At 61.6% G+C, this 19,509-nt stretch carries 15 protein-coding genes and 1 riboswitch; of the genes, 7 read left to right on the forward strand and 8 right to left on the reverse strand.

From position 1 onward, the window contains the following. Nucleotides 1-181: 181 nt before the first annotated feature. Nucleotides 182-997 carry a M48 family metallopeptidase gene (locus B0E42_RS14655; RefSeq protein WP_053178226.1) on the forward strand — a complete coding sequence of 272 codons (816 nt, stop codon included), beginning with the start codon at nucleotides 182-184 and terminating at the stop codon, nucleotides 995-997. 126 nt (nucleotides 998-1,123) lie between these two features. On the opposite strand, the gene B0E42_RS14660 is transcribed toward B0E42_RS14655, so the two are convergent. The 3 genes from B0E42_RS14660 to B0E42_RS14670 all read right to left on the reverse strand — a co-directional run bounded on the left by B0E42_RS14660 (nucleotide 1,124) and on the right by B0E42_RS14670 (nucleotide 3,966). Then, the gene (locus tag B0E42_RS14660) at nucleotides 1,124-1,708 is read right to left on the reverse strand and encodes a TMEM165/GDT1 family protein (RefSeq protein ID WP_014336648.1); all 585 of its coding nucleotides are present in this window, start codon (nucleotides 1,706-1,708) and stop codon (nucleotides 1,124-1,126) included. 89 nt (nucleotides 1,709-1,797) lie between these two features. Then, nucleotides 1,798-1,918, reverse strand: a riboswitch (yybP-ykoY riboswitch). 50 nt (nucleotides 1,919-1,968) lie between these two features. Continuing rightward, on the reverse strand, nucleotides 1,969-2,967 hold the full coding sequence (locus B0E42_RS14665) for a class I SAM-dependent methyltransferase (protein WP_077506710.1): 999 nt from the start codon (nucleotides 2,965-2,967) through the stop codon (nucleotides 1,969-1,971). 33 nt (nucleotides 2,968-3,000) lie between these two features. Then, nucleotides 3,001-3,966 (reverse strand): 2-hydroxyacid dehydrogenase, encoded by a 966-nt coding sequence (locus B0E42_RS14670; protein WP_077506711.1) that lies wholly within the window; start codon nucleotides 3,964-3,966, stop codon nucleotides 3,001-3,003. Nucleotides 3,967-4,173: 207 nt separating this feature from the next. On the opposite strand from B0E42_RS14670, the gene B0E42_RS14675 reads away from it, so the two are divergent. The 6 genes from B0E42_RS14675 to B0E42_RS14700 all read left to right on the forward strand — a co-directional run bounded on the left by B0E42_RS14675 (nucleotide 4,174) and on the right by B0E42_RS14700 (nucleotide 14,032). After that, nucleotides 4,174-4,803 carry a LysE family translocator gene (locus tag B0E42_RS14675; protein ID WP_046063862.1) on the forward strand — a complete coding sequence of 210 codons (630 nt, stop codon included), beginning with the start codon at nucleotides 4,174-4,176 and terminating at the stop codon, nucleotides 4,801-4,803. Between the two features lie 256 nt (nucleotides 4,804-5,059). Beyond that, nucleotides 5,060-6,742, forward strand: a complete 1,683-nt coding sequence (locus tag B0E42_RS14680; protein WP_024619829.1) for a fatty acid--CoA ligase — start codon at nucleotides 5,060-5,062, stop codon at nucleotides 6,740-6,742. A gap of 288 nt (nucleotides 6,743-7,030) precedes the next feature. Next, nucleotides 7,031-8,875, forward strand: a complete 1,845-nt coding sequence (locus tag B0E42_RS14685) for a DUF1302 domain-containing protein (protein ID WP_077506712.1) — start codon at nucleotides 7,031-7,033, stop codon at nucleotides 8,873-8,875. Between the two features lie 25 nt (nucleotides 8,876-8,900). Continuing rightward, entirely contained in the window at nucleotides 8,901-10,265 is a 1,365-nt protein-coding gene (locus tag B0E42_RS14690) for a DUF1329 domain-containing protein (protein WP_018614046.1), read from the forward strand. A 346-nt stretch (nucleotides 10,266-10,611) separates the two neighbouring features. Beyond that, complete coding sequence (locus B0E42_RS14695; RefSeq protein ID WP_077506713.1) at nucleotides 10,612-13,347, forward strand: LuxR C-terminal-related transcriptional regulator; 2,736 nt, start codon at nucleotides 10,612-10,614, stop codon at nucleotides 13,345-13,347. A 184-nt stretch (nucleotides 13,348-13,531) separates the two neighbouring features. Next, nucleotides 13,532-14,032 carry a methylated-DNA--[protein]-cysteine S-methyltransferase gene (locus B0E42_RS14700; RefSeq protein WP_053178231.1) on the forward strand — a complete coding sequence of 167 codons (501 nt, stop codon included), beginning with the start codon at nucleotides 13,532-13,534 and terminating at the stop codon, nucleotides 14,030-14,032. Between the two features lie 119 nt (nucleotides 14,033-14,151). On the opposite strand, the gene B0E42_RS14710 is transcribed toward B0E42_RS14700, so the two are convergent. The 5 genes from B0E42_RS14710 to B0E42_RS31495 form a co-directional block, all read right to left on the reverse strand. Further along, nucleotides 14,152-16,056, reverse strand: a complete 1,905-nt coding sequence (locus B0E42_RS14710; protein WP_077506715.1) for an alkaline phosphatase D family protein — start codon at nucleotides 16,054-16,056, stop codon at nucleotides 14,152-14,154. Nucleotides 16,057-16,321: 265 nt separating this feature from the next. Continuing rightward, complete coding sequence (locus B0E42_RS14715) at nucleotides 16,322-17,317, reverse strand: TRAP transporter substrate-binding protein (RefSeq protein WP_077506716.1); 996 nt, start codon at nucleotides 17,315-17,317, stop codon at nucleotides 16,322-16,324. 110 nt (nucleotides 17,318-17,427) lie between these two features. Beyond that, nucleotides 17,428-18,711, reverse strand: coding sequence for a C4-dicarboxylate TRAP transporter large permease protein DctM (dctM, locus tag B0E42_RS14720; protein ID WP_018614057.1), 1,284 nt, complete (start codon nucleotides 18,709-18,711; stop codon nucleotides 17,428-17,430). Continuing rightward, on the reverse strand, nucleotides 18,708-19,340 hold the full coding sequence (locus tag B0E42_RS14725) for a TRAP transporter small permease (RefSeq protein WP_018614059.1): 633 nt from the start codon (nucleotides 19,338-19,340) through the stop codon (nucleotides 18,708-18,710). Before B0E42_RS14725 ends, dctM begins: the two co-directional genes overlap by 4 nt. Before the next feature lie 65 nt (nucleotides 19,341-19,405). Continuing rightward, nucleotides 19,406-19,509: hypothetical protein (locus B0E42_RS31495; protein WP_256578309.1), on the reverse strand; the 104-nt coding region annotated here is incomplete at its 5' end.

Consider the following 19,509-nt stretch of genomic DNA (forward strand, 5'->3'; position numbering starts at 1 on the left):
TGCCGCCAATCCCCTGTGGGAGCGAGCCTGCTCGCGAAGGCGTAGTGTCAGTCACTTCAAGGTTGGCTGGCCGGGCGCTATCGCGAGCAATGCGAAAAAACTGTAATCCTTCGTTAGGTATCTGGCGCCGATACAAATCAAGGCCTAGGATACGCCCACGTTTCCAGGGAGCTTTTTTTACATGAACAAGACATTGATGGTGAGTGCTCTGAGCGCGGCTCTGCTGCTCACCGGTTGCCAGTCGGTCAATACCACCAGCGGCGGAGCCGTGGGCGTGGAGCGCAAGCAGTACATGTTCAGCATGCTGTCGACCGCTGAGGTCAACCAGATGTACGCCCAGTCCTATCAAAAGACGATGGGTGAGGCGAGCGCCCAGGGCGCGCTGGACAAGACCAGCACCGATGCCAAGCGCATCCAGGTCATTGCCGACCGATTGATCGCCAAGGCGCCGGTGTTCCGCCCGGATTCGGCGCAGTGGAAATGGGAAGTGAACCTGATCAAGAGCGATGAGCTCAACGCCAATTGCGGTCCTGGCGGCAAGATCATGTTCTACACCGGTCTGATCGACCAGTTGAAGCTGACCGACGCTGAAATCGCCGCGATCATGGGCCACGAAATCGCCCACGCCCTGCGCGAGCACGGGCGCGAAGCGATGTCCAAGGCCTATGGCATCGAGATGGCCAAGCAGGGCGCTGGCGCCTTGTTCGGCCTGGGCCAGGACAGCCTGGCATTGGCCGACACCGTCGCCAACTACGGCATGACCTTGCCCAACAGCCGCGGCAACGAGAACGAAGCCGACCTGATCGGCCTCGAACTGGCCGCCCGCGCTGGCTACGACCCGAACGCGGCGATCACCTTGTGGAACAAGATGGCCAAGGCCTCGGAAGGCGCGCCACCGGAATTCATGAGCACCCACCCGTCGTCGAGCAGCCGTATCGCTTCGTTGCAGGCGGCGATTCCGAAGGTGATGCCGCTTTATCAGCAGGCCAAGAAGTAAGCATCGCCGTGGGAGCAAAGCTTGCTCGCGACAGGGGCGACGCAGACGTTAATCAGACCGCGTCGTCGTTTATCGCGAGCAAGCTATGCTCCCACAGTTATCCTATGCCCAAGGTGTGACGCAGCCTCAAACCCACCCACTACTCTGCATCGCCTTGTACACCGCCACGATCGCCAGGACGAAGAATGCCGAGGCGGCCAGGCGGCGGATCAGGGTCAGGGGCAGCTTCTCGGCGGCGAAATTGCCCGCCAGGACCACCGGCACGTTGGCAATCAACATGCCCACGGTGGTGCCGATGATCACCAACCACAACTCAGGGTATTGCGCGGCGAGCATCACCGTGGCGATCTGCGTCTTGTCGCCGATTTCCGCCAGGAAGAACGCAATCAACGTGGTCAGGAACGGGCCGAACTTGCGGGCCGTGTTCGCTTCCTCATCGTCCAGTTTGTCCGGGACCAGGGTCCACAGCGCCGTGGCCGTGAAGCTTGCCGCCAGTATCCAGTGCAAGACCGCGTTGGAGAAAAAGCCGCTGACCCAGGCCCCCACTGCCCCGGCAGCGGCATGGTTGGCGAGCGTCGCAGCAACGATGCCGGCGATGATCGGCCAGGGTTTGCGAAAGCGAGCGGCCAGGATAAGCGCGAGCAATTGCGTCTTGTCGCCGATTTCGGCCAGCGCAACGATAGCGGTAGGTACCAGGAGTGAGTCCAGCATCAGGAATTCCTAAAGGGGCGGGTCGACACGGCTATGACACGTACAGCCTTCCCGCCCCGGGTAAGGTGTGCGTGTCATAGGTCTTGTCAAACCCAGCGACCATCTGTGTGGACGCTTGGGCCGCATACGCCATGGTCTGCTGACCAAGTATGTTGACGTATGCCGGGCGAGCATGGCGCTCGCGGGAGACTACTCCCCTAGGACGGAGCGGATTCTGCCTAGGCAAATCCGATTGAGCAAGTGCTGTTACCTAAAAGATTTCAACCGCGCTTGGCTCGGTAGATGCGAAAGCCCTGGCCTTCGGCCTTGATGGCGCAGACGCCAAAATGCTCCTCGATCAGTGGCTGGTACTTGAGGAAGCTATTGGCAACCAGCCGCAGTTCGCCGCCGTTTTTCAGATGTTTGGCTGCTTTTCGCAACAGGTTTTCCGTGGCGTGGTAATCGGTGTGCACGCCGACATGGAACGGTGGGTTGCTCAGGATCGCGCTCAAGCCCATCGGCGCGGCGTCAATGCCGTCACCGGTCAGCACCTCGGCCTCCAGGCCGTTGGCGGCCAGGGTCAGGCGACTGCTGGCGGCGGCGAATGCGTCCACGTCCAACAGGGTGACGGTGTTGTGCGGATAGCGCCGCTTGACCACCGCCCCCAGCACCCCGGCACCGCAGCCGAAGTCCAGCAAATGCCCGCTGGGCAGTTTATCCAGGTGTTCCAACAGCAGCGCACTGCCACGGTCCAGGCGACCATGGCTGAACACCCCTGGCAGGCTGATGACCTTCAATGGGCCTTCGGCCAGGGGCAATTCGTAGGTCTGGGCCAGGCTTTCCAGGGGCTTGGCCTCGGGCGCGTTGGCGACGGTGACCTGCCACAGTTGGCAATGCCGTGCACTGTCGAGCTTGCGTGGCTTGCCGAACGGGTTGAGCTGCTTGGACGCCCCTTCGATGCCACTGCGTTTTTCCCCCACCAGGTACACCTCGCGCCCGGCCAGGCGCGCCGCCACGGCATTGAGGATGTAGTCGGTCAGGTCCTTGGCCTTGGGCAGGAACACCACGGCCGTGTCGAACCCACGCTCGGGTATGTTCACGCCAAAGTGGCTGCGCTCAGGGAAGCGAGCGTCCAGCGCGGCCTGATCCCCAGCGTGCCAGCACCAGCCATGGGCCTCTGGCAAACGGCCGAGCAGGTCATCGGCGGGCAGGCCGGCCAGCAAGACCGAACCCTGGAATAACTCGGCCTGACGAAGCAGTACTTCACTGCGCGGATCCATGGTCTGCTCCTTGAAAAAAAGTGCGGCAGTTTATCAACTGACGACACGCCGCGCTGTACCGCTGAAAAAGCCCTGGGCGTTTTCGCTCATTTGCCCGACGATCCGTTGCCGCGCCTCGCGGCTGCCCCAGGCGTTGTGCGGTGTGACGATCAAGCGTGGAATATCGCCGGCCAGCAGCGGGTTGCCTTGGGCCGGCGGCTCCACGCTGAGCACGTCGGTGGCGGCGCCACCCAAATGACCGCTGCGCAGGGCTTCGGCCAAGGCCTGTTCGTCGATCAGGCCACCACGGGCGGTGTTGACCACGAACGCGCCGGGTTTGAGCTGCGCGAGTTCGCGGGTGCCGATGAAGTGTCGGGTGTGCTCGTTGAGCGGGCAGTGCAGGGTCAGGGCATCGACTTGCGGCAACAATTGCTCCAGCGGCAAGCGGTCGGCGCGGGCTGGGCGCCCGGGGATCTGCCCCAGCAGCACGCGCATGCCAAAGGCTTCGGCCAGCCGCCCGACGGCGCTGCCCAGCTCGCCATGGCCGAGCAAGCCCAGGGTCTTGCCTTCCAGTTCGACAATCGGATAGTCCAGCAGGCAAAACTGCGAAGCCTGCTGCCAGCGACCTTCACCCACTGCTTTTTGGTAATCGGCCAGGCGCGTCGCCAGGTTCAGCAACAGCATGATCGTGTGCTGGGCCACCGACGGCGTGCCGTAGCCCTGGCAATTGCACACCGTGATGCCGTGGCTGCGGGCGGCGGCCAAGTCGACATTGTTGGTGCCGGTGGCGCTGATCAGGATCAGCTTCAGGTCGGGGCTGGCCGCCATGGCCTGCGCATCGATCACGGCCTTGTTGGTGATCGCCACGGTGGCGCCCTCGAGCCGCTCGGCCACCTGGTCCGGCGTGGTCCGGGCGAACAGTTGCAGGTCGCTGAAGCAGTTGCGCAGCGGGCCCAGGTCCAGGTCGCCGAGGTCCAGGGAAGGGTGGTCGAGGAAGACTGCACGAGCGCTGTTCGTCATCAGCTGTACCTTTTATGTCAAGAACCGAAGGCGTAATGTGGCGAGCCTATCAGATGTCTGTGGGAGCAAAGCTTGCTCGCGACATCGACGATGCGGTCTCCCAGGAATCGAGTCGCCCGTTTCGCGAGCAAGCTTTGCTCCCACACAGCCCCCTCACTACACAGTTGATGTTTGTTTTGAGATTTGAGTTAGCCAAGGAGCTCCACCATGTACCTCACCGAATTCCTCACCGTCGCCCTGATCCACTTGTTGGCCGTTGCCAGCCCCGGGCCGGATTTTGCCGTGGTGGTGCGTGAAAGCGTGACCCATGGCCGGCGCGCCGGGACCTGGACGGCGCTGGGCGTCGGCACGGCGATTTTCCTGCACGTGGGGTATTCGCTGTTGGGTATCGGCCTGATCGTGTCGCAATCGATCGTGCTGTTCAACGCGCTGAAGTGGGCTGCCGCCGCGTACCTGCTGTACATCGGCTTCAAGGCTCTGCGGGCACAGCCGGCCAAACCCAGCGAGGACAACCTGCACAAGGAGGCCGGTGAGCGTACCGCCCGTGGTGCGTTCACCTCGGGCTTTGTCACCAACGGCCTGAACCCCAAGGCGACACTGTTTTTCCTGTCGCTGTTCACCGTGGTGATCAACCCGCACACACCGTTGGCCGTCCAGGCCGGTTACGGCGTGTACCTGGCGGTTGCGACGGCCGCCTGGTTCTGCCTGGTGGCGCTGCTGTTCAGCCAGCAGCGGGTGCGCGCCGGTTTTGCGCGCATGGGCCACTGGTTCGACCGGACCATGGGCGCGGTGCTCGTCGCCATTGGGGTGAAGCTGGCGTTTACCGAGGCGCACTGATCCACCCTAAGCTCGCTTTGTGTAGGAGCTGCCGAAGGCTGCGATCTTTTGATTTTTTGTTTTTTCGCTCTGGATTCAATTGGCAGGGGAAAGATCGCAGCCTCGTTGCACTCGGCAGCTCCTACAGTCCTGGGCATGGCTCAAGGCTAGTATTGGCGCGCCGATCAAATCATTCCTTTGGCTGATTTGATCGGTGTATAAGCGCTCTAGAGTGCTAACTTCCAGCCAAGACCGTGCAGTCAGAAAAGGGACTCTTATGTTGCAGACTCGCGTTATTCCTCCAGCCGAAGGCGCTTATCAATACCCGCTGCTGATCAAGCGGCTGCTGATGTCCGGCACGCGTTACGAGAAAACCCGCGAGATCATCTACCGTGACCAGTTGCGCTACAGCTATCCGACGCTGATAGAGCGGGTCGCGCGCCTGGCCAACGTGTTGACCGAGGCGGGGGTCAAGGCCGGTGATACCGTGGCGGTGATGGACTGGGACAGCCATCGCTACCTGGAATGCATGTTCGCGATCCCGATGATCGGTGCGGTGATCCACACCATCAACGTGCGCCTGTCACCGGAACAGATCCTCTACACCATGAACCACGCCGAGGACCGCTTCGTGCTGGTCAACAGCGAATTCGTCGGCTTGTACCAGGCGATTGCCGGGCACCTGACCACGGTGGACAAGACCCTGCTGCTGACCGACCTGCCGGAAAAAACCGCCGACCTGCCGAACCTGGTGGGTGAATACGAGCAACTGCTGGCCGCCGCCGCCCCCACCTACGACTTCCAGGATTTCGACGAAAACTCCGTCGCCACTACGTTCTATACCACTGGCACCACGGGCAACCCCAAGGGCGTGTACTTCACCCATCGGCAACTGGTGCTGCACACCATGGGCGTGGCGACCATCATGGGGTCCATCGACAGCGTGCGGCTGCTGGGCACCAACGACGTGTACATGCCCATCACGCCGATGTTCCATGTCCACGCCTGGGGCCTGCCCTATGTCGCGACCATGCTCGGGCTCAAGCAGGTTTACCCGGGTCGCTACGATCCCGAATTCCTGGTCCAGCTGTGGCGCAAGGAAAAGGTCACCTTTTCCCATTGTGTGCCAACCATCCTGCAAATGGTCCTCAACGCCAAGGGCGCCCTGGACACCGATTTCGGCGGCTGGAAAATCGTCATCGGCGGCAGCGCCCTGAACCGCAGCCTGTACGAAGCGGCCAAGGCCCGGGGCATCCAGCTCACTGCCGCCTATGGCATGTCGGAAACCGGCCCGCTGGTGTCCTGCGCCCACCTCAACGATGAACTGATGGCCGGTAGCGAAGACGAACGCACCACTTACCGGATCAAGGCCGGCGTGCCGGGCCCACTGGTGGAGGCGGCAATCGTTGACACCGAGGGACGCTTCCTGCCGGCCGACGGCGAGACCCAGGGCGAACTGGTGCTGCGCGCACCGTGGCTCACCGAGGGTTATTTCAACGAGCCGCAGAAGGGCGCCGAGCTCTGGGCTGGCGGCTGGCTGCACACCGGTGACGTCGCCACGCTCGATAACATGGGCTTCATCGACATCCGTGACCGCATCAAGGATGTGATCAAGACCGGTGGCGAATGGATCTCCTCCCTGGACCTGGAAGACCTCATCAGCCGTCACGTGGCGGTACGCGAAGTAGCAGTGGTCGGCATTCCCGATCCGCAGTGGGGCGAACGACCGTTTGCCTTGCTGGTGATTCGCGAAGGGCATCAGCTCGGGGCTCGCGAACTCAAGGAACACCTCAAGCCGTTCGTCGAGCTGGGGCACTTGAGCAAGTGGGCGATCCCGAGCCAGATCGCCCTTGTTACGGAAATTCCCAAGACCAGCGTCGGCAAGCTCGACAAGAAGCGCATCCGCGTCGACATCACCGAATGGCAGAGCAACAACAGCACCTTCCTGTCCACGCTTTAGGCCTTTTTGCCGTGCCCGAAAGGGCACGGCAGCCCCACCAAGCAAGCGCTTGCCTTGTCAAACCGAAAATTTCAGCCATCCTTGCCGTGCCGGCATCTGTCGGTCTGGCGAAAGGACTGTTCCAGAGTGGTTGAGGGCTGCAAATCACACTTTAGAGGGATCAAGCCGTACTACCTGCTGGCTATAGTCCGCTCATGGGATTTTCGGAATGGGACGTACGTGCCAGCACGGCGAAGAGTTTCTGGAAATGTCCACTGCCATAACAATAAAACACATGGAGTTGCGTCGATGACCTCAGCAAACACTTTCTGGCGCCGGGCAAAACTGCCTCTGGCCGTCAGTCTTGCCTCCTCGCTCGCCGGCCCGGCATTCGGCGTCAGCTTCAACATCGGTGAAATCGAAGGCCAGTTCGACTCGTCCCTGTCGGTGGGGGCGAGCTGGTCCACGGCCAAGGCCAACAAGGACCTGATCGGTGTCAACAATGGCGGCAAGGGCTTGTCGCAGACCTCCGATGACGGGCACTTGAACTTCAAGCGAGGGGAAACCTTCTCGAAGATCTTCAAGGGCATCCACGACCTGGAACTGAAGTACGGCGATACCGGTGTGTTTGTGCGCGGCAAGTACTGGTACGACTTTGAACTCAAGGACGAAAGCCGTCCGTTCAAGGACATCAGCGACAACAATCGCAAGGAAGGCGCCCAGTCCTCCGGCGGGCAGATTCTCGATGCATTCGTCTACCACAACTACGCCATTGCCGATCAGCCAGGCTCGGTCCGCCTGGGCAAGCAGGTGGTCAGCTGGGGTGAAAGTACCTTCATCCAGGGCGGCATCAACTCCATCAACCCAGTTGACGTGTCCGCATTCCGTCGCCCGGGTGCCGAGGTCAAGGAAGGCTTGATCCCGGTCAACATGTTCTATGTGTCCCAGAGCCTGACCGATAATTTGTCGGCTGAAGCGTTCTATCAACTGGAGTGGGACCAGACGGTTGTCGATAACTGCGGTACGTTCTTCTCCCAGCCGGATGTTATTGCCGATGGCTGTACGGATAATCTGCGGGTGTTGAATAAACGTTCCACTATTCCTGGCGCATTCTTGCCGTTCCTGACTGCAAACGGCGTGAATGTGAACGAGGAGGGGGTTCTGGTCCGTCGTGGTGCTGACCGTGATGCCCGTGATAGTGGCCAGTGGGGCGCATCCTTGAAGTACATGTTCGAGCCATTAGACACAGAGTTCGGTGCCTACTTCATGAACTACCACAGTCGTGCGCCGATTTTCAGTGCCACAGGAGCTGCGCAACAGTTCTACGCTTCACCATTGCCATTGCGCCCTCTAATCGTGGCGGGTAATTCCAAGTATTTCGTTGAATACCCGGAAGACATCCGGCTCTATGGTTTGAGTTTCTCCACTACCCTTCCCACCGGCACGGCGTGGAGCGGTGAACTGAGCTATCGGCCGAATGCACCGGTGCAGTTGAGCACCACCGATATCCTCTTTGCTGGCGTGACGCCGATTCCGGGCTTCGGAGACGCTTCTGTGCTTGACGGCTCCCCAGGTCAGGACCTGCACGGCTATCGCCGCAAGGAAATCACCCAGTTCCAGACTACCTTTACCCACTTCCTTGATCAGGTCATGGGCGCCAGTCGCCTCACACTGGTGGGTGAAATCGGCGTGACACATGTGGGCGGCCTGGAAAGCAAGTCGGACGCTCGTTATGGTCGTGACCCGGTGTTTGGTCCTGGTGAGCTACCCAATGGCTTCTGCGACTCTCTCAATGGCAGGACCGCCGCAGGTGGCGGCCAGACCAGCAGCGATGTGAACAGCAACTGCAACAACGACGGCTTCACTACCTCCACTTCCTGGGGCTACCGCGCTCGCGCGATCTGGGAATACCCGGACGTCTTCGCCGGTGTGAACCTCAAGCCTAACGTGGCCTGGTCCCATGACGTCAAAGGCTACTCGCCAGGCCCTGGCGGCAACTTCGAAGAAGGCCGCAAAGCCGTCAGCCTCGGGCTGGATGCCGAGTACCAGAACACCTACAACGCCAGCCTGGCCTACACCAACTTCTTTGGTGGCGACTTCAGCACCGTGGACGATCGCGACTTCCTGGCGCTTAGCGTCGGCGTGACCTTCTAAGCACCGTATTTCAGGACGACACACTATGAAAATAACAAAGAATCTGTTGCAGGTCGGTGCTTTGGGGCTGTCCCTGTTGGCGGCCAGTGTCATGGCGGCGGTGCCTGCCGCCGAGGCCGACAAACTGGGCAAGAGCCTGACGCCGATGGGCGCCGAAATGGCTGGCAATGCCGACGGCTCCATCTCGGCCTGGAAACCCATGGCCAAGAACGCCGGTGCCGTGGACAGCAAGGGCTTCCTTGCCGACCCATTCCCGAGCGAAAAACCGCTGTTCACCATCACCGCGCAGAACGTCGAGCAGTACAAAGCCAAACTCGCCCCGGGCCAATACGCGATGTTCAAGCGCTACCCGGAAACCTTCAAGATGCCGGTCTATCCGACCCATCGCGGTGCCACCGTGCCTGACGAGGTGTTCGCCTCCATCAAGAAAAACGCGGTCAACACCAAGTTGGTCTCCGGCGGCAACGGCCTGGAGAACTTCGAGACGGCCGTGCCGTTCCCGATTCCCCAGAGCGGCGTGGAAGTCATCTGGAACCACATCACCCGCTATCGCGGCGGCAGCGTGACGCGCCTGGTCACCCAGGCCACCCCGCAGCCAAACGGTTCGTACAGCCTGGTGTATTTCCGCGACCAGTTCGTGTTCCGCGACAAGATGAAGGATTTCGATCCGGCCAACCCTGGCAACATCCTGTTCTACTTCAAGCAGCAAGTGACCGCTCCAGCGCGACTGGCCGGTGGCGTGCTGTTGGTGCACGAAACCCTCGACCAGGTGAAGGAACCGCGTTCGGCGTGGGTCTACAACGCCGGCCAGCGCCGTGTGCGCCGTGCCCCGCAAGTGTCCTATGACGGCCCGGGTACCGCTGCCGATGGTCTGCGTACTTCCGACAACCTGGACATGTACAACGGTGCGCCGGACCGCTACGACTGGAAGCTGGAAGGCAAGAAAGAGCTGTATATCGCCTCCAACAGCTACAAGATCGATTCGCCGCAACTCAAGTACGCCGACATCATCAAGGCCGGCCACATCAACCAGGACCTGGCCCGCTACGAGCTGCGTCGTGTCTGGCATGTGACCGCGACCCTGAAGGAAGGCCAACGCCATATCTACGCCAAGCGTGACTTCTACATCGACGAAGACACCTGGCAAGCCGCAGTGATCGACCACTACGATGGCCGTGGCCAACTGTGGCGCGTGGCCGAGGCCCATGCCGAGAACTACTACGACAAGCAAGTGCCGTGGTATGCCCTGGAAACTCTCTACGACCTGCAGTCCGGCCGCTACCTGGCACTGGGCATGAAGAACGAAGAGAAATCGGCCTACGACTTCGGCTTCACCGCCACCACCGCCGATTTCACCCCGAACGCACTGCGTCAGGAAGGCATCCGCTAAACTGCTTTACCCGAGGCCGCATCCTCGAAGAAACGCCCCGACTGGTTCGGGGCTTTTTTTGACCAACACAAAACCCCTGTGGCGAGGGGATTTATCCCCGCTGGGCTGCGAAGCAGCCCCAAAAAGCTTGAAGACAATCCGACTGATGCTCCGAAGTAGATGGCTGAGGGGTTGCTCCGCAACCCAGCGGGGATAAATCCCCTCGCCACAAAAGCGGCGCCTTCAAGGGCCATCGGCGTGTAGTCTTTTTGTAGCCATTTGTAGCACTCCCTTCAATACCTCCTCGTTTACCGCTAGTCTGCGGACATCTGCAACGCCGCCACCCGCATTCCAACAAGAGCCGGCCATGACTGATTTGTCTTCACTTCCGGATTCTGCCCGCGCTGCCATCGCGGTACAGGACGGGCGTTTCTACCGCCCGCCCTTGCCCGACGGCCATGTTGTGCGGCCGCGGTTGTGCGAGCGTTTGAGCGCCGGGCTTGGGGGCAGGTTGCTGTTGGTCAGTGCCCCGGCGGGGTTCGGTAAAAGCTCCCTGGCGGTGGAGTTCTGCCAGAGCCTGCCGGCCCATTGGCAAAGCCTGTGGCTGGGGCTCAGCGCCCGGGACAACGATCCGGGGCGCTTCCTGGAACGGCTGCTCGAAGGGCTCCAGGCGTTTTTCCCGCAATTGGGCGGCAGGGCACTGGGGCTGCTGAAAATGCGCCAGCGCCATCAACCCTTTGCCTTCGAAGAATGGCTCGACGGCCTGCTGGACGAATTGTCCACGCACTTATCGCCTCGCGCACCCTTGCTGCTGGTCCTTGACGATTACCACCTGGCCCAAAGCCCGGTGCTGGATCGCTGCCTGCAATTTTTCCTCAATCACCTGCCCGATGGGTTGCTGGTACTCGTCACCAGCCGCCAGCGCCCGGACTGGCATCTGGCGCGCTTGCGCCTGTCGCGGCAATTGCTCGAACTCAATGAGCAGGACCTGCGCCTGACCCATGACGAAGCCTTGACCCTGCTCCAGCATCACAGCAGTTCGTTGCGCGGTGAGGCGCTGGAAAACCTCATCCTGCGCAGCGAAGGTTGGGTGGCCGGGTTGCGTTTCTGGTTGCTGGCCGCCTCCGAAGCCGGTACCGAAGGCCTGCTACCCCAGGCCCTGCACGGCGGCGAAGGGCTGATTCGCGATTACCTGCTCGAAGAAGTCATCGACTGCCTGCCCGCCGAGGTGCAGGCGTTCCTCTACGACACGGCCCCCCAGGAACGCTTTTGCAGCGAACTGTGCGACGCCGTGCGCGAAGCCCATGACAGCGCCGAGATCCTGGGTTACCTGGCGGCCCACCAGGTGTTCCTGGTGCCGCTGGACGAGCACGGCCATTGGTACCGCTACCACCACCTGTTTTCCGACCTGTTGCGCAGTCGCCCCAGCGCGCCGGCCATGGTCCCGGCCGCGACCCTGCACCTGCGGGCCTGTCGCTGGTTCAACGCCCAGGGGCTGATCGACGAAGCCGTGGAACAGGCCCTGCGGGCGGGGCACCTGGACGTGGCGGCGAATCTGGTGCAGAACCTCTCGGAGGAGCAACTGCTGGCCGAGCAGAACGTCGGCATGTTGCTGCGCTGGAAAATGGACTTGCCCGACAGTCTGCTCATCAGTACCCCGCGGCTGATCGTGCTCTACAGCTGGGCGTTGGGGCTGGCCTGCCAGCTGGACGCTGCCGAAGAGCTGGCGGCGCACTTGAGTCGTTTCCTGCCGGCCCCGTCGGCCACCGCGCAAAAATCCATGCTCGCCCAATGGCTGGCCCTGAGCGGGATCGTCGCCCGTGGCCGCGGGGATCGCGAGGCCACCGTGCGGTATTGCAGCGAAGCTTTGGAGAGCCTGCCGCAAAAGCGCTACGGCCAGCGCCTGATGTGCCTGTCCACGTTGTCTAACCTGGCGATTGCCGACGGCGACCTGTGGCGCGCCCGGAACCTGAACCGTGACTCCCTGGAGCTGGCGCAGCGGGTCGGCAATCCACTGTTCGAGGCCCTGGCCCATTACGATCGTGCCCGGGTCCTGCAGGCGCGGGGTGAGATCCTGCGGGCGCTGGATGAAGTGCACCAGGGCCTGCAACGTTTGCACAAACTGTCGCCCCAGCGGCTTTATGCGGTGCGGGCGCGGTTGATCATGTACGAAGGTTTCCTGCTGACCTTGCGCATGCAGCCCCAGGCCGGCGTCGCGCGGTTGCAGGCGGGCCTCACCGAGGCCCGCGCCTGCCGCGACATCAGCGTGCTGATCGGCCATTGCGTGATCGCGCGTATCGAAGGCTATCGCGGCGAATTCGCCCGGGCGTTCGCCGAACTGGCGGAAGCCGAACGCCTGATGCACATCTGGGACGTTCCGCCGATCTACTACCTGGCGATGATCACCCTGGTTAAATGCGAACTCTGGCTGGCCCAGGGCCGCACCGACCTGGCCGAAGCCTGGCTGGCCCGCTTGGGCCAGACCTACACCGGCGAACGGGCCGCCGCGCCGCCCGAGTTTCACCCGCAATTGCCACTGCATGTCGAACTGCAACAGGCGGTGCTGGAATCCATCCGGGGTCAACCGATGCTCGCCGAAGGCCGGCTCAATGCCTTGCTGGAACACGGTCAGCAAAGCGGCCGGCAGATGCTCAGCGTGATGGCGCTCAACCAGAAAGTCGCCTTGCTGCTGAGTGTCGGGCGCGAGCCCGAAGCCCGTCGCACCCTGGCCCAGGCTTTCGAAGCCGCCAGCGGCGGGGTTTTGCAGCCTTTCGAATGGTTGTTTGGTGAGCGCCGTGAATGGTTGCGCGAACAGCTTCTGCACGCACCACCCAGCACCTTGCGTGAACATCTGCTCGAACGCCTGCCCTCGACGGTAGCCCAGCCTGCCGACCCAACGGCGCCCGTCGAAACCCTCAGCAGTCGCGAACGGGCGGTGTTGCAGTTGATTGCCCAAGGCTGCTCGAACCAGGAGATCAGCGAGCAATTGTTTATCTCGCTGCACACCGTCAAAACCCACGCCAGCCACATCAACAGCAAACTCGGCGTCGAGCGCCGCACCCAAGCGGTGGCGCGGGCGAAGGCGCTGGGGTTGTTGGGCTGAGCGGGGCTCACTTGTGTCGAGGCGCTTTTTGTGGCGAGGGGATTTATCCCCGCTGGGGTGCGAAGCGCCCCTGAAACCTGACACTAAGGTGTGTCAGGCTGATTATTGGGGGCTGCTGCGCAGCCCAGCGGGGATAAATCCCCTCGCCACAAAAAGCAGTCTGAGCCAGTAAAGGAATCCCTCGATGTTGCCTCTGTACAAAACCATCCAATCCCCCGTCGGCCAACTGATTCTCGTCGCCCGGGAGACACGGCTGGCGGCCATCCTCTGGGAAAACGAGCGGCTCAATCGGGTGCGCCTGGGGCCTTTGGAGGAGGACACCCAGCATCCGCTCCTCAAGGAAACCGAGCGTCAGTTGCTGGAATACTTCGCCGGCCAGCGCCGTCGTTTCGAGTTGGAGCTGGATTTCGCGGGCACTGATTTCCAGATCCGGGTCTGGCAAGCCCTGTTGACCATCCCCTTTGGAGAAACCCGCAGCTACCGCGACATCGCCGTCCAGATCGGCCAACCGACAGCGGTCCGGGCGGTCGGCGCCGCCAATGGCCGCAACCCCATCTCGATCATCGCCCCGTGCCACCGCGTCATCGGCAGCTCCGGCAGCCTCACCGGCTTCGCTGGCGGCCTGGCGGCGAAACAGTTGCTGCTCAGCCTTGAAGGTCAGCAGAGCCTGCAATTGGCGTTCTGAGCCTATTTCACGCCTCTATCCTTTGTGGGAGCGGGCTTGCTCGCGAAAGCGGAGTGTCAGGCAACTTATTTGGCGACTGATACACCGCTTTCGCGAGCAAGCCCGCTCCCACACTGTTTTCAGGCTGGTGGGGATTTGGGCGGCAGCATCCGCGTCGGCGGCTGGCCGTTGGCGTTGTGCTGGAATATCTGCGCAGGCTGGCCCTGTTCATTGAAGAACACCTGGCCAATGCCCGCGCTGTTCCACAGCCGCTCACCGGCCTCGGCGTGTTCCGGGGTGTGGGGGACGATGCGCATGCTGCGGCGCTTGGTGAACCAGTTCAGGGGCGAGCGCGGCGAGTAGAGCCAGCGGTTCAGGCGGTCGAACCATTCCAGCAGCGCAGGGGGAAACTCATTCTTGATGCCGCTGCTGGTGATCTGCCAGATGCGCGGGCCGCCCTTGCGGTGTGGGATCAATACTTCGTAAACGAAGGAATAATGCACATCCCCGGACAGCACCACGTAATTACCCGGCGTACGCGAATGGCGGAAAATGTTCAGGATTACCTGGGCAGCGCCGCGATGGGCCATCCAGTTTTCCGCGTCCACCAGCAGCGGATAACCGCACCAACTGAACAGCCGCTGCACAGTCTCGATCAGCTTCACACCGAAGATCGGCGCCGGTGAGACGATGATCGCCGACGGGTGATCCAGCAACTCTTGCTGCAATTCGCTCAGGGCTTCCCAATCCAGCAGGCCGGAAGGCTGCTTGAGGGTCGTCTCGCTGCGCCATCGCCGGGTACGGGTGTCGAGTACCACCAGGGCCGGGGTGCTCGGCAGCACATAATGCCAGCGCTGGAAAGCCAGCAGGGTGTCGATCAGTTTGTCCTGTGGCTCACTGTCGAGGTAGCGGTCTCGGGCGGTGTCGCTCAGGGCCAAGGTTTGCGCGAGCACGTCAGCAAAGGCATCCGGGTTGTTGCCCCAGCCCTGGCAGAGCATGTAGGCGATCAACGCGTTGCCGATGATGCGCTTGGAGAACGGATGACCGTAGGCCGTTTCCTCCCACTGCGCGGACAAATTCCAGTCATCGGTAATGTCGTGGTCATCGAAAATCATCAGGCACGACAAATGCGCAAACACCCGCGCCACGCCGCTCAGCCCGGTCTTGAACGCATCGATGCGCTGCTGTTCCAGGTCGTAGCGTTGGCGCCGTTCGACGGTCAGTTCGGGCGGCTGCACCGCGATCAGCGTCCAGGGCACCGGTGACCACACCAGCAGGTACATCGCCATGACCTCGGCGAAGGTCACCAAGTGATTGTCGGCGCTGCTGCTGGTGAAAATCGGCTTGCGGGCCCCGCCGAAAAAACGCTCGCGCAGGGTTTCGTTGCTCTCAAGTGCCGGTAACAAATCGGCACGATGGTAATAACTGGCCGGGTGTTGATAGAGCTTGGCGCTGTCCGCCACCACGGCACCGTCCAGGCATTCCTCGAACAGCCCCAAGCGTTCGATCAGCGCATGAATCGCCCGCAACATGGGCCCTGCGACGTCATCGGCATAGACCTGATCGCCGCTCATCATCAGTAATGCCGGGCGTTGCGTCGAGTTTTGCGCCAGCAGTCGGTCGACACAAAGCAGGCCGTCGTTGGCTGGGTAATGGGGTTTTCGGCAGGAGCCGTGGACCAGTTGCTCGATGCGCGAGTGCAACATGAAATTCGGGCACGGTACGCCGTCATACAACATGTGCGGCGCCCACTCGGCAATGGGTGCGCCGTCCACCAGCAGGTCGTAGTCGATCGCCACGTCCTGGGGCAAGGGGGTGTCGAGCCGCACATCGATCAGATGCACAAACGCCCGCTGCCCCACCGGCACCACGGTGCAGTGCGACGCATCCAGCGCCAGATCGCCCACGCCATCCACGCGCAGCGTCAACGCCAATGCTCGCGTACCCACCAGCCACATCACCAGGCGCGTGGGCTCCAGCCGCCGCAACAGCGGGCCGACCAGGACGGGGGGCAGGGTGGTGACATCGGGAGTGGACGGCAGCATTCGGGGATAAAAGCTCTGTTCAGGGAGAGGCGGGGGATCATAACGCAATGTGCCGGGTTGCTGGGGACAGGGAGGCGTTGTGCTAACCCTGCTTTCGTGGCGAGGGAGCTTGCTCCCGCTGGGGCGCGAAGCACCCCCAAAACCTGACACCGCGGTGTGTCAGGCAAACATTTTGGGGCTGCTGCGCAGCCCAGCGGGAGCAAGCTCCCTCGCCACAGATAGTGTTCAGCCAGGGGCTTCAAGTTATCCCCCCCGCCTTGTTACGTCACTGGGCCTTGTTGGAAGCCTCAGCCGCCTTGATCAGATCCGGCCCGATCTCCTGTTCGAACTTCGCCCAGACCGGCTTCATTTTTTCGCGCCAGGCATTACGTTCCTCCGGTGTGAGGGTAACGATCTCGGTGGTCTTGGCGTCCAGCACAAGCTGTTTGTCCTGCTGGTTGAAGCGCTCCGCTTCCTGGTTGGCATGGGCGGTGGATTCGACCACGATCTTGTCCAGTTCACTGCGGATATCCGGCGGCAGGCCGTTCCAGAAGTCCGATGTGGTGATCAACATGTAGTCGAGTATGCCGTGGTTGGACTCGGTGACGTATTTCTGCACCTCATTGAGCTTCTGGTTGTAGAAGTTCGAATAGGTGTTTTCCGTGCCGTTGACCAAGCCGGTACGCAGCCCCTGGTACACCACCGAGAAAATCATCGGTTTGGCTTTGGCGTCCACCGCCTTGAACTGTTCCTCCAGCACTGCGGAGTTCTGTATCCGGAACGTCAGGCCACGGGTATCTTCAGGCTGGCGCAGGGGCTTGTTGGCCGACAGATGCTTCATGCCGTTGTGCCAATAGGCCAGGCCCATGATGTTCTTGCTTTCCATGGACTTGAGCAGCTTCTGGCCCTCGGGGCTGCGCTGAAAACGGTCCACGGCGGCGATGTCGTTGAACAGGAAGGGCAAGTCGAACAACTGCACCGACTTGGTGTACTGATCGAACTTGGCCAGCGACCGCGCAATGATCTGCACTTCCCCGAGGAGCAAGGCTTCCAGCTCCTTGTCATCGCCATACAGCGTGGAGTTGGGGTACACCTCCACCTTCACCTTGCCCGGCAGCCGCTCTTCCGCCAGCTTCTTGAACATCAACGCGCCCTGGCCCTTGGGCGTTTGTTCGCCTACGACGTGGGAGAATTTGATGACGATCGGCTCAGCCGCCATGACCATGCCCCACGCCCCGAAAGCCAGGGTGCAGGCGAGCGCTTTCCATACAGTTTTTAGCATTGCAAGGCGTCCCTTTCAGTGTCCAAAGGCACAGGGCCGACAGGGCGGCCCCATCCCTCTGTGGCGGGCAAGTTGTCCTGCGCCCGCCACGGTGTGTGTGTCTGCCGGGCTTAACTCATCCCCAACCAATTCGGTAGCACTAGCGAGATCCACGGCACATAGGTAATCAGCACCAGGAACGCCAACAGAATCATCAACCACGGCATGGCCGCGCGGATGGTGGCGGGCAGGGACATGCCGGTCACCGCCGAGGTGACGAACAGGTTCAACCCCACCGGTGGCGTGATCAGGCCGATCTCCAGATTCACCACCATGATGATGCCCAGGTGGATCGGGTCGATGCCTAGCTTCATGGCGATGGGGAACAGGATCGGCGCCAGGATCAGGATGATCGCCGAAGGCTCCATGAACGCGCCAGCGATCAGCAGCACGATGTTCACCACCAGCAGGAAGGTCACCGGCGTCAACCCGGCATCGATCACCCATGCGGTGATTTGCTGCGGCAGTTGCTCGGTGGTCAGCACGTGGGCGAAGAGCATGGCGTTGGCGATGATAAACATCAGCATGATGCTCAGCTTGGCCGACTCCAGCAGCACCTTGGGCGTCTCACGGAACGTCAGGTCCTTGTAGACGAACAATGCAATGAACGCCGAATACACCGCCGCCACCGCCGCTGCTTCGGTAGGGGTGAACATCCCCGAATAAATCCCGCCGAGAATGATGATCATCAGCAGCAGGCCCCAGATGGCCTGGCGTGCCGTGCTCAACCATTCCTTCAGCGTCGCCCGTGGCATCGCTGGCAGGTTTTTCTTCACCGCGACGATGTAGATCGCCACCATCAGGAAAAAACCCAACAGCAAACCGGGAATCACACCGGCCATGAACAACTTGCCCACCGAGGTTTCGGTCGCTGCGGCGTACACCACCATCACGATCGAGGGCGGAATCAGGATACCCAGGGTGCCGGCATTACACACGATGCCTGCGCCAAACGCCTGTGGATAACCCGAGCGCACCATCCCGGCGATGGCAATGGAACCGACCGCCGCCACCGTCGCAGGACTTGAGCCCGACAACGCCGCAAACAACATGCAGGCCAGCACCGCCGCAATCGCCAGGCCGCCGCGGATGTGCCCGACGCAGGCGTTGGCAAAATCGATCAACCGTCGCGCCACGCCGCCGGTGGTCATGAACGCACCGGCCAGCAGGAAGAACGGAATCGCCAGCAACGTGTAGTGCTCGGAAGTCTCGAACAGCTTGATCGCCAGGGAACGCACCGAGTCGGGGCTGAAGAAAATGATGGTCAGCGAGCCGGCCAACCCCAGCGAAATGGCAATGGGCACGCCGATGAACATCAGCACGAACAGTGCAATGAACAGGAAGGCAATGGTCATGGCTTGTCTTCCTCGTGTTCAGTCAATTTGATGGCTTCGGCCGCTTCATCGGCCAGGCCCAGGCCGGTCTGGCGATTCATCAGGATGCGCACGAGAATTTCCGCGAAACGAATGAACACCAGCGCGAACCCCACCGGTACGATCAACCCGATATGCCACTGCATGATGCCGAAATGGCCGAGGTCCTCGGCGCCGATCTGGGCAATCATCAAGGTGTTGATCCATTCGAAACTCGCCACCGCCAGCAGCCCGGCATAGGCGAGGCAGCACAGGCAGGCGATGACACCGATCAAGCGCTGGACCGGTTTGCTCGCCAGCTTCACCAGCGCATCGACGCCGATGTGCCCGGCGGTGCGAACGCCGTACGACAGCCCAAAAAAGATCAGCCAGCCAAACAGGGCCTTGGTCAGTGACGTGCTCCAGGTCATAGCCTGGGCCATGCCCATGACGGTGTCGCCAATGGCGAACATCGACTCGCTCGCGGCTGACCATTGGTCGCCGAGGCTATAGAAAACGGTATAGAGATTGTTGAGCACCACGTAGACGAACGTTACGAGCGTCATGGCGGCCAGAAGGAAAGCAATGAAAGCTTCCTCGAAGTGTTCCCAGATGCGCCGAAGGGCGTTCATGGCGTGACCTCTCCTGTGGGGGACGACAGGCCGGCGCTACCAGGGCGGCAGCACCGGCCAACCAATCACTGGGCCTTGTTGGAGGCTTCTGCGGCTTTGATCAGGTCAGCGCCGATATCGCCTTCGAACTTCTTCCATACCGGTTTCATCTTGTCGCGCCATTCGCCAC

Source organism: Pseudomonas sp. A25(2017) (genome assembly GCF_002001065.1).
GTDB lineage: Bacteria > Pseudomonadota > Gammaproteobacteria > Pseudomonadales > Pseudomonadaceae > Aquipseudomonas > Aquipseudomonas kilonensis.

What these genes read in the sequence shown, in the direction of transcription:
- B0E42_RS14695 (WP_077506713.1), top strand. Translation starts at nt 10,612, where the DNA reads ATGACTGATTTGTCTTCACTTCCGGATTCTGCCCGCGCTGCCATCGCG.
- B0E42_RS14700 (WP_053178231.1), top strand. Translation starts at nt 13,532, where the DNA reads ATGTTGCCTCTGTACAAAACCATCCAATCCCCCGTCGGCCAACTGATT.
- B0E42_RS14715 (WP_077506716.1), bottom strand. Translation starts at nt 17,317, where the DNA reads ATGCTAAAAACTGTATGGAAAGCGCTCGCCTGCACCCTGGCTTTCGGG.
- B0E42_RS14725 (WP_018614059.1), bottom strand. Translation starts at nt 19,340, where the DNA reads ATGAACGCCCTTCGGCGCATCTGGGAACACTTCGAGGAAGCTTTCATT.
- B0E42_RS14680 (WP_024619829.1), top strand. Translation starts at nt 5,060, where the DNA reads ATGTTGCAGACTCGCGTTATTCCTCCAGCCGAAGGCGCTTATCAATAC.
- B0E42_RS14655 (WP_053178226.1), top strand. Translation starts at nt 182, where the DNA reads ATGAACAAGACATTGATGGTGAGTGCTCTGAGCGCGGCTCTGCTGCTC.
- B0E42_RS14675 (WP_046063862.1), top strand. Translation starts at nt 4,174, where the DNA reads ATGTACCTCACCGAATTCCTCACCGTCGCCCTGATCCACTTGTTGGCC.
- B0E42_RS14690 (WP_018614046.1), top strand. Translation starts at nt 8,901, where the DNA reads ATGAAAATAACAAAGAATCTGTTGCAGGTCGGTGCTTTGGGGCTGTCC.
- B0E42_RS14685 (WP_077506712.1), top strand. Translation starts at nt 7,031, where the DNA reads ATGACCTCAGCAAACACTTTCTGGCGCCGGGCAAAACTGCCTCTGGCC.
- B0E42_RS14660 (WP_014336648.1), bottom strand. Translation starts at nt 1,708, where the DNA reads ATGCTGGACTCACTCCTGGTACCTACCGCTATCGTTGCGCTGGCCGAA.
- B0E42_RS14665 (WP_077506710.1), bottom strand. Translation starts at nt 2,967, where the DNA reads ATGGATCCGCGCAGTGAAGTACTGCTTCGTCAGGCCGAGTTATTCCAG.
- B0E42_RS14710 (WP_077506715.1), bottom strand. Translation starts at nt 16,056, where the DNA reads ATGCTGCCGTCCACTCCCGATGTCACCACCCTGCCCCCCGTCCTGGTC.
- B0E42_RS14670 (WP_077506711.1), bottom strand. Translation starts at nt 3,966, where the DNA reads ATGACGAACAGCGCTCGTGCAGTCTTCCTCGACCACCCTTCCCTGGAC.
- dctM (WP_018614057.1), bottom strand. Translation starts at nt 18,711, where the DNA reads ATGACCATTGCCTTCCTGTTCATTGCACTGTTCGTGCTGATGTTCATC.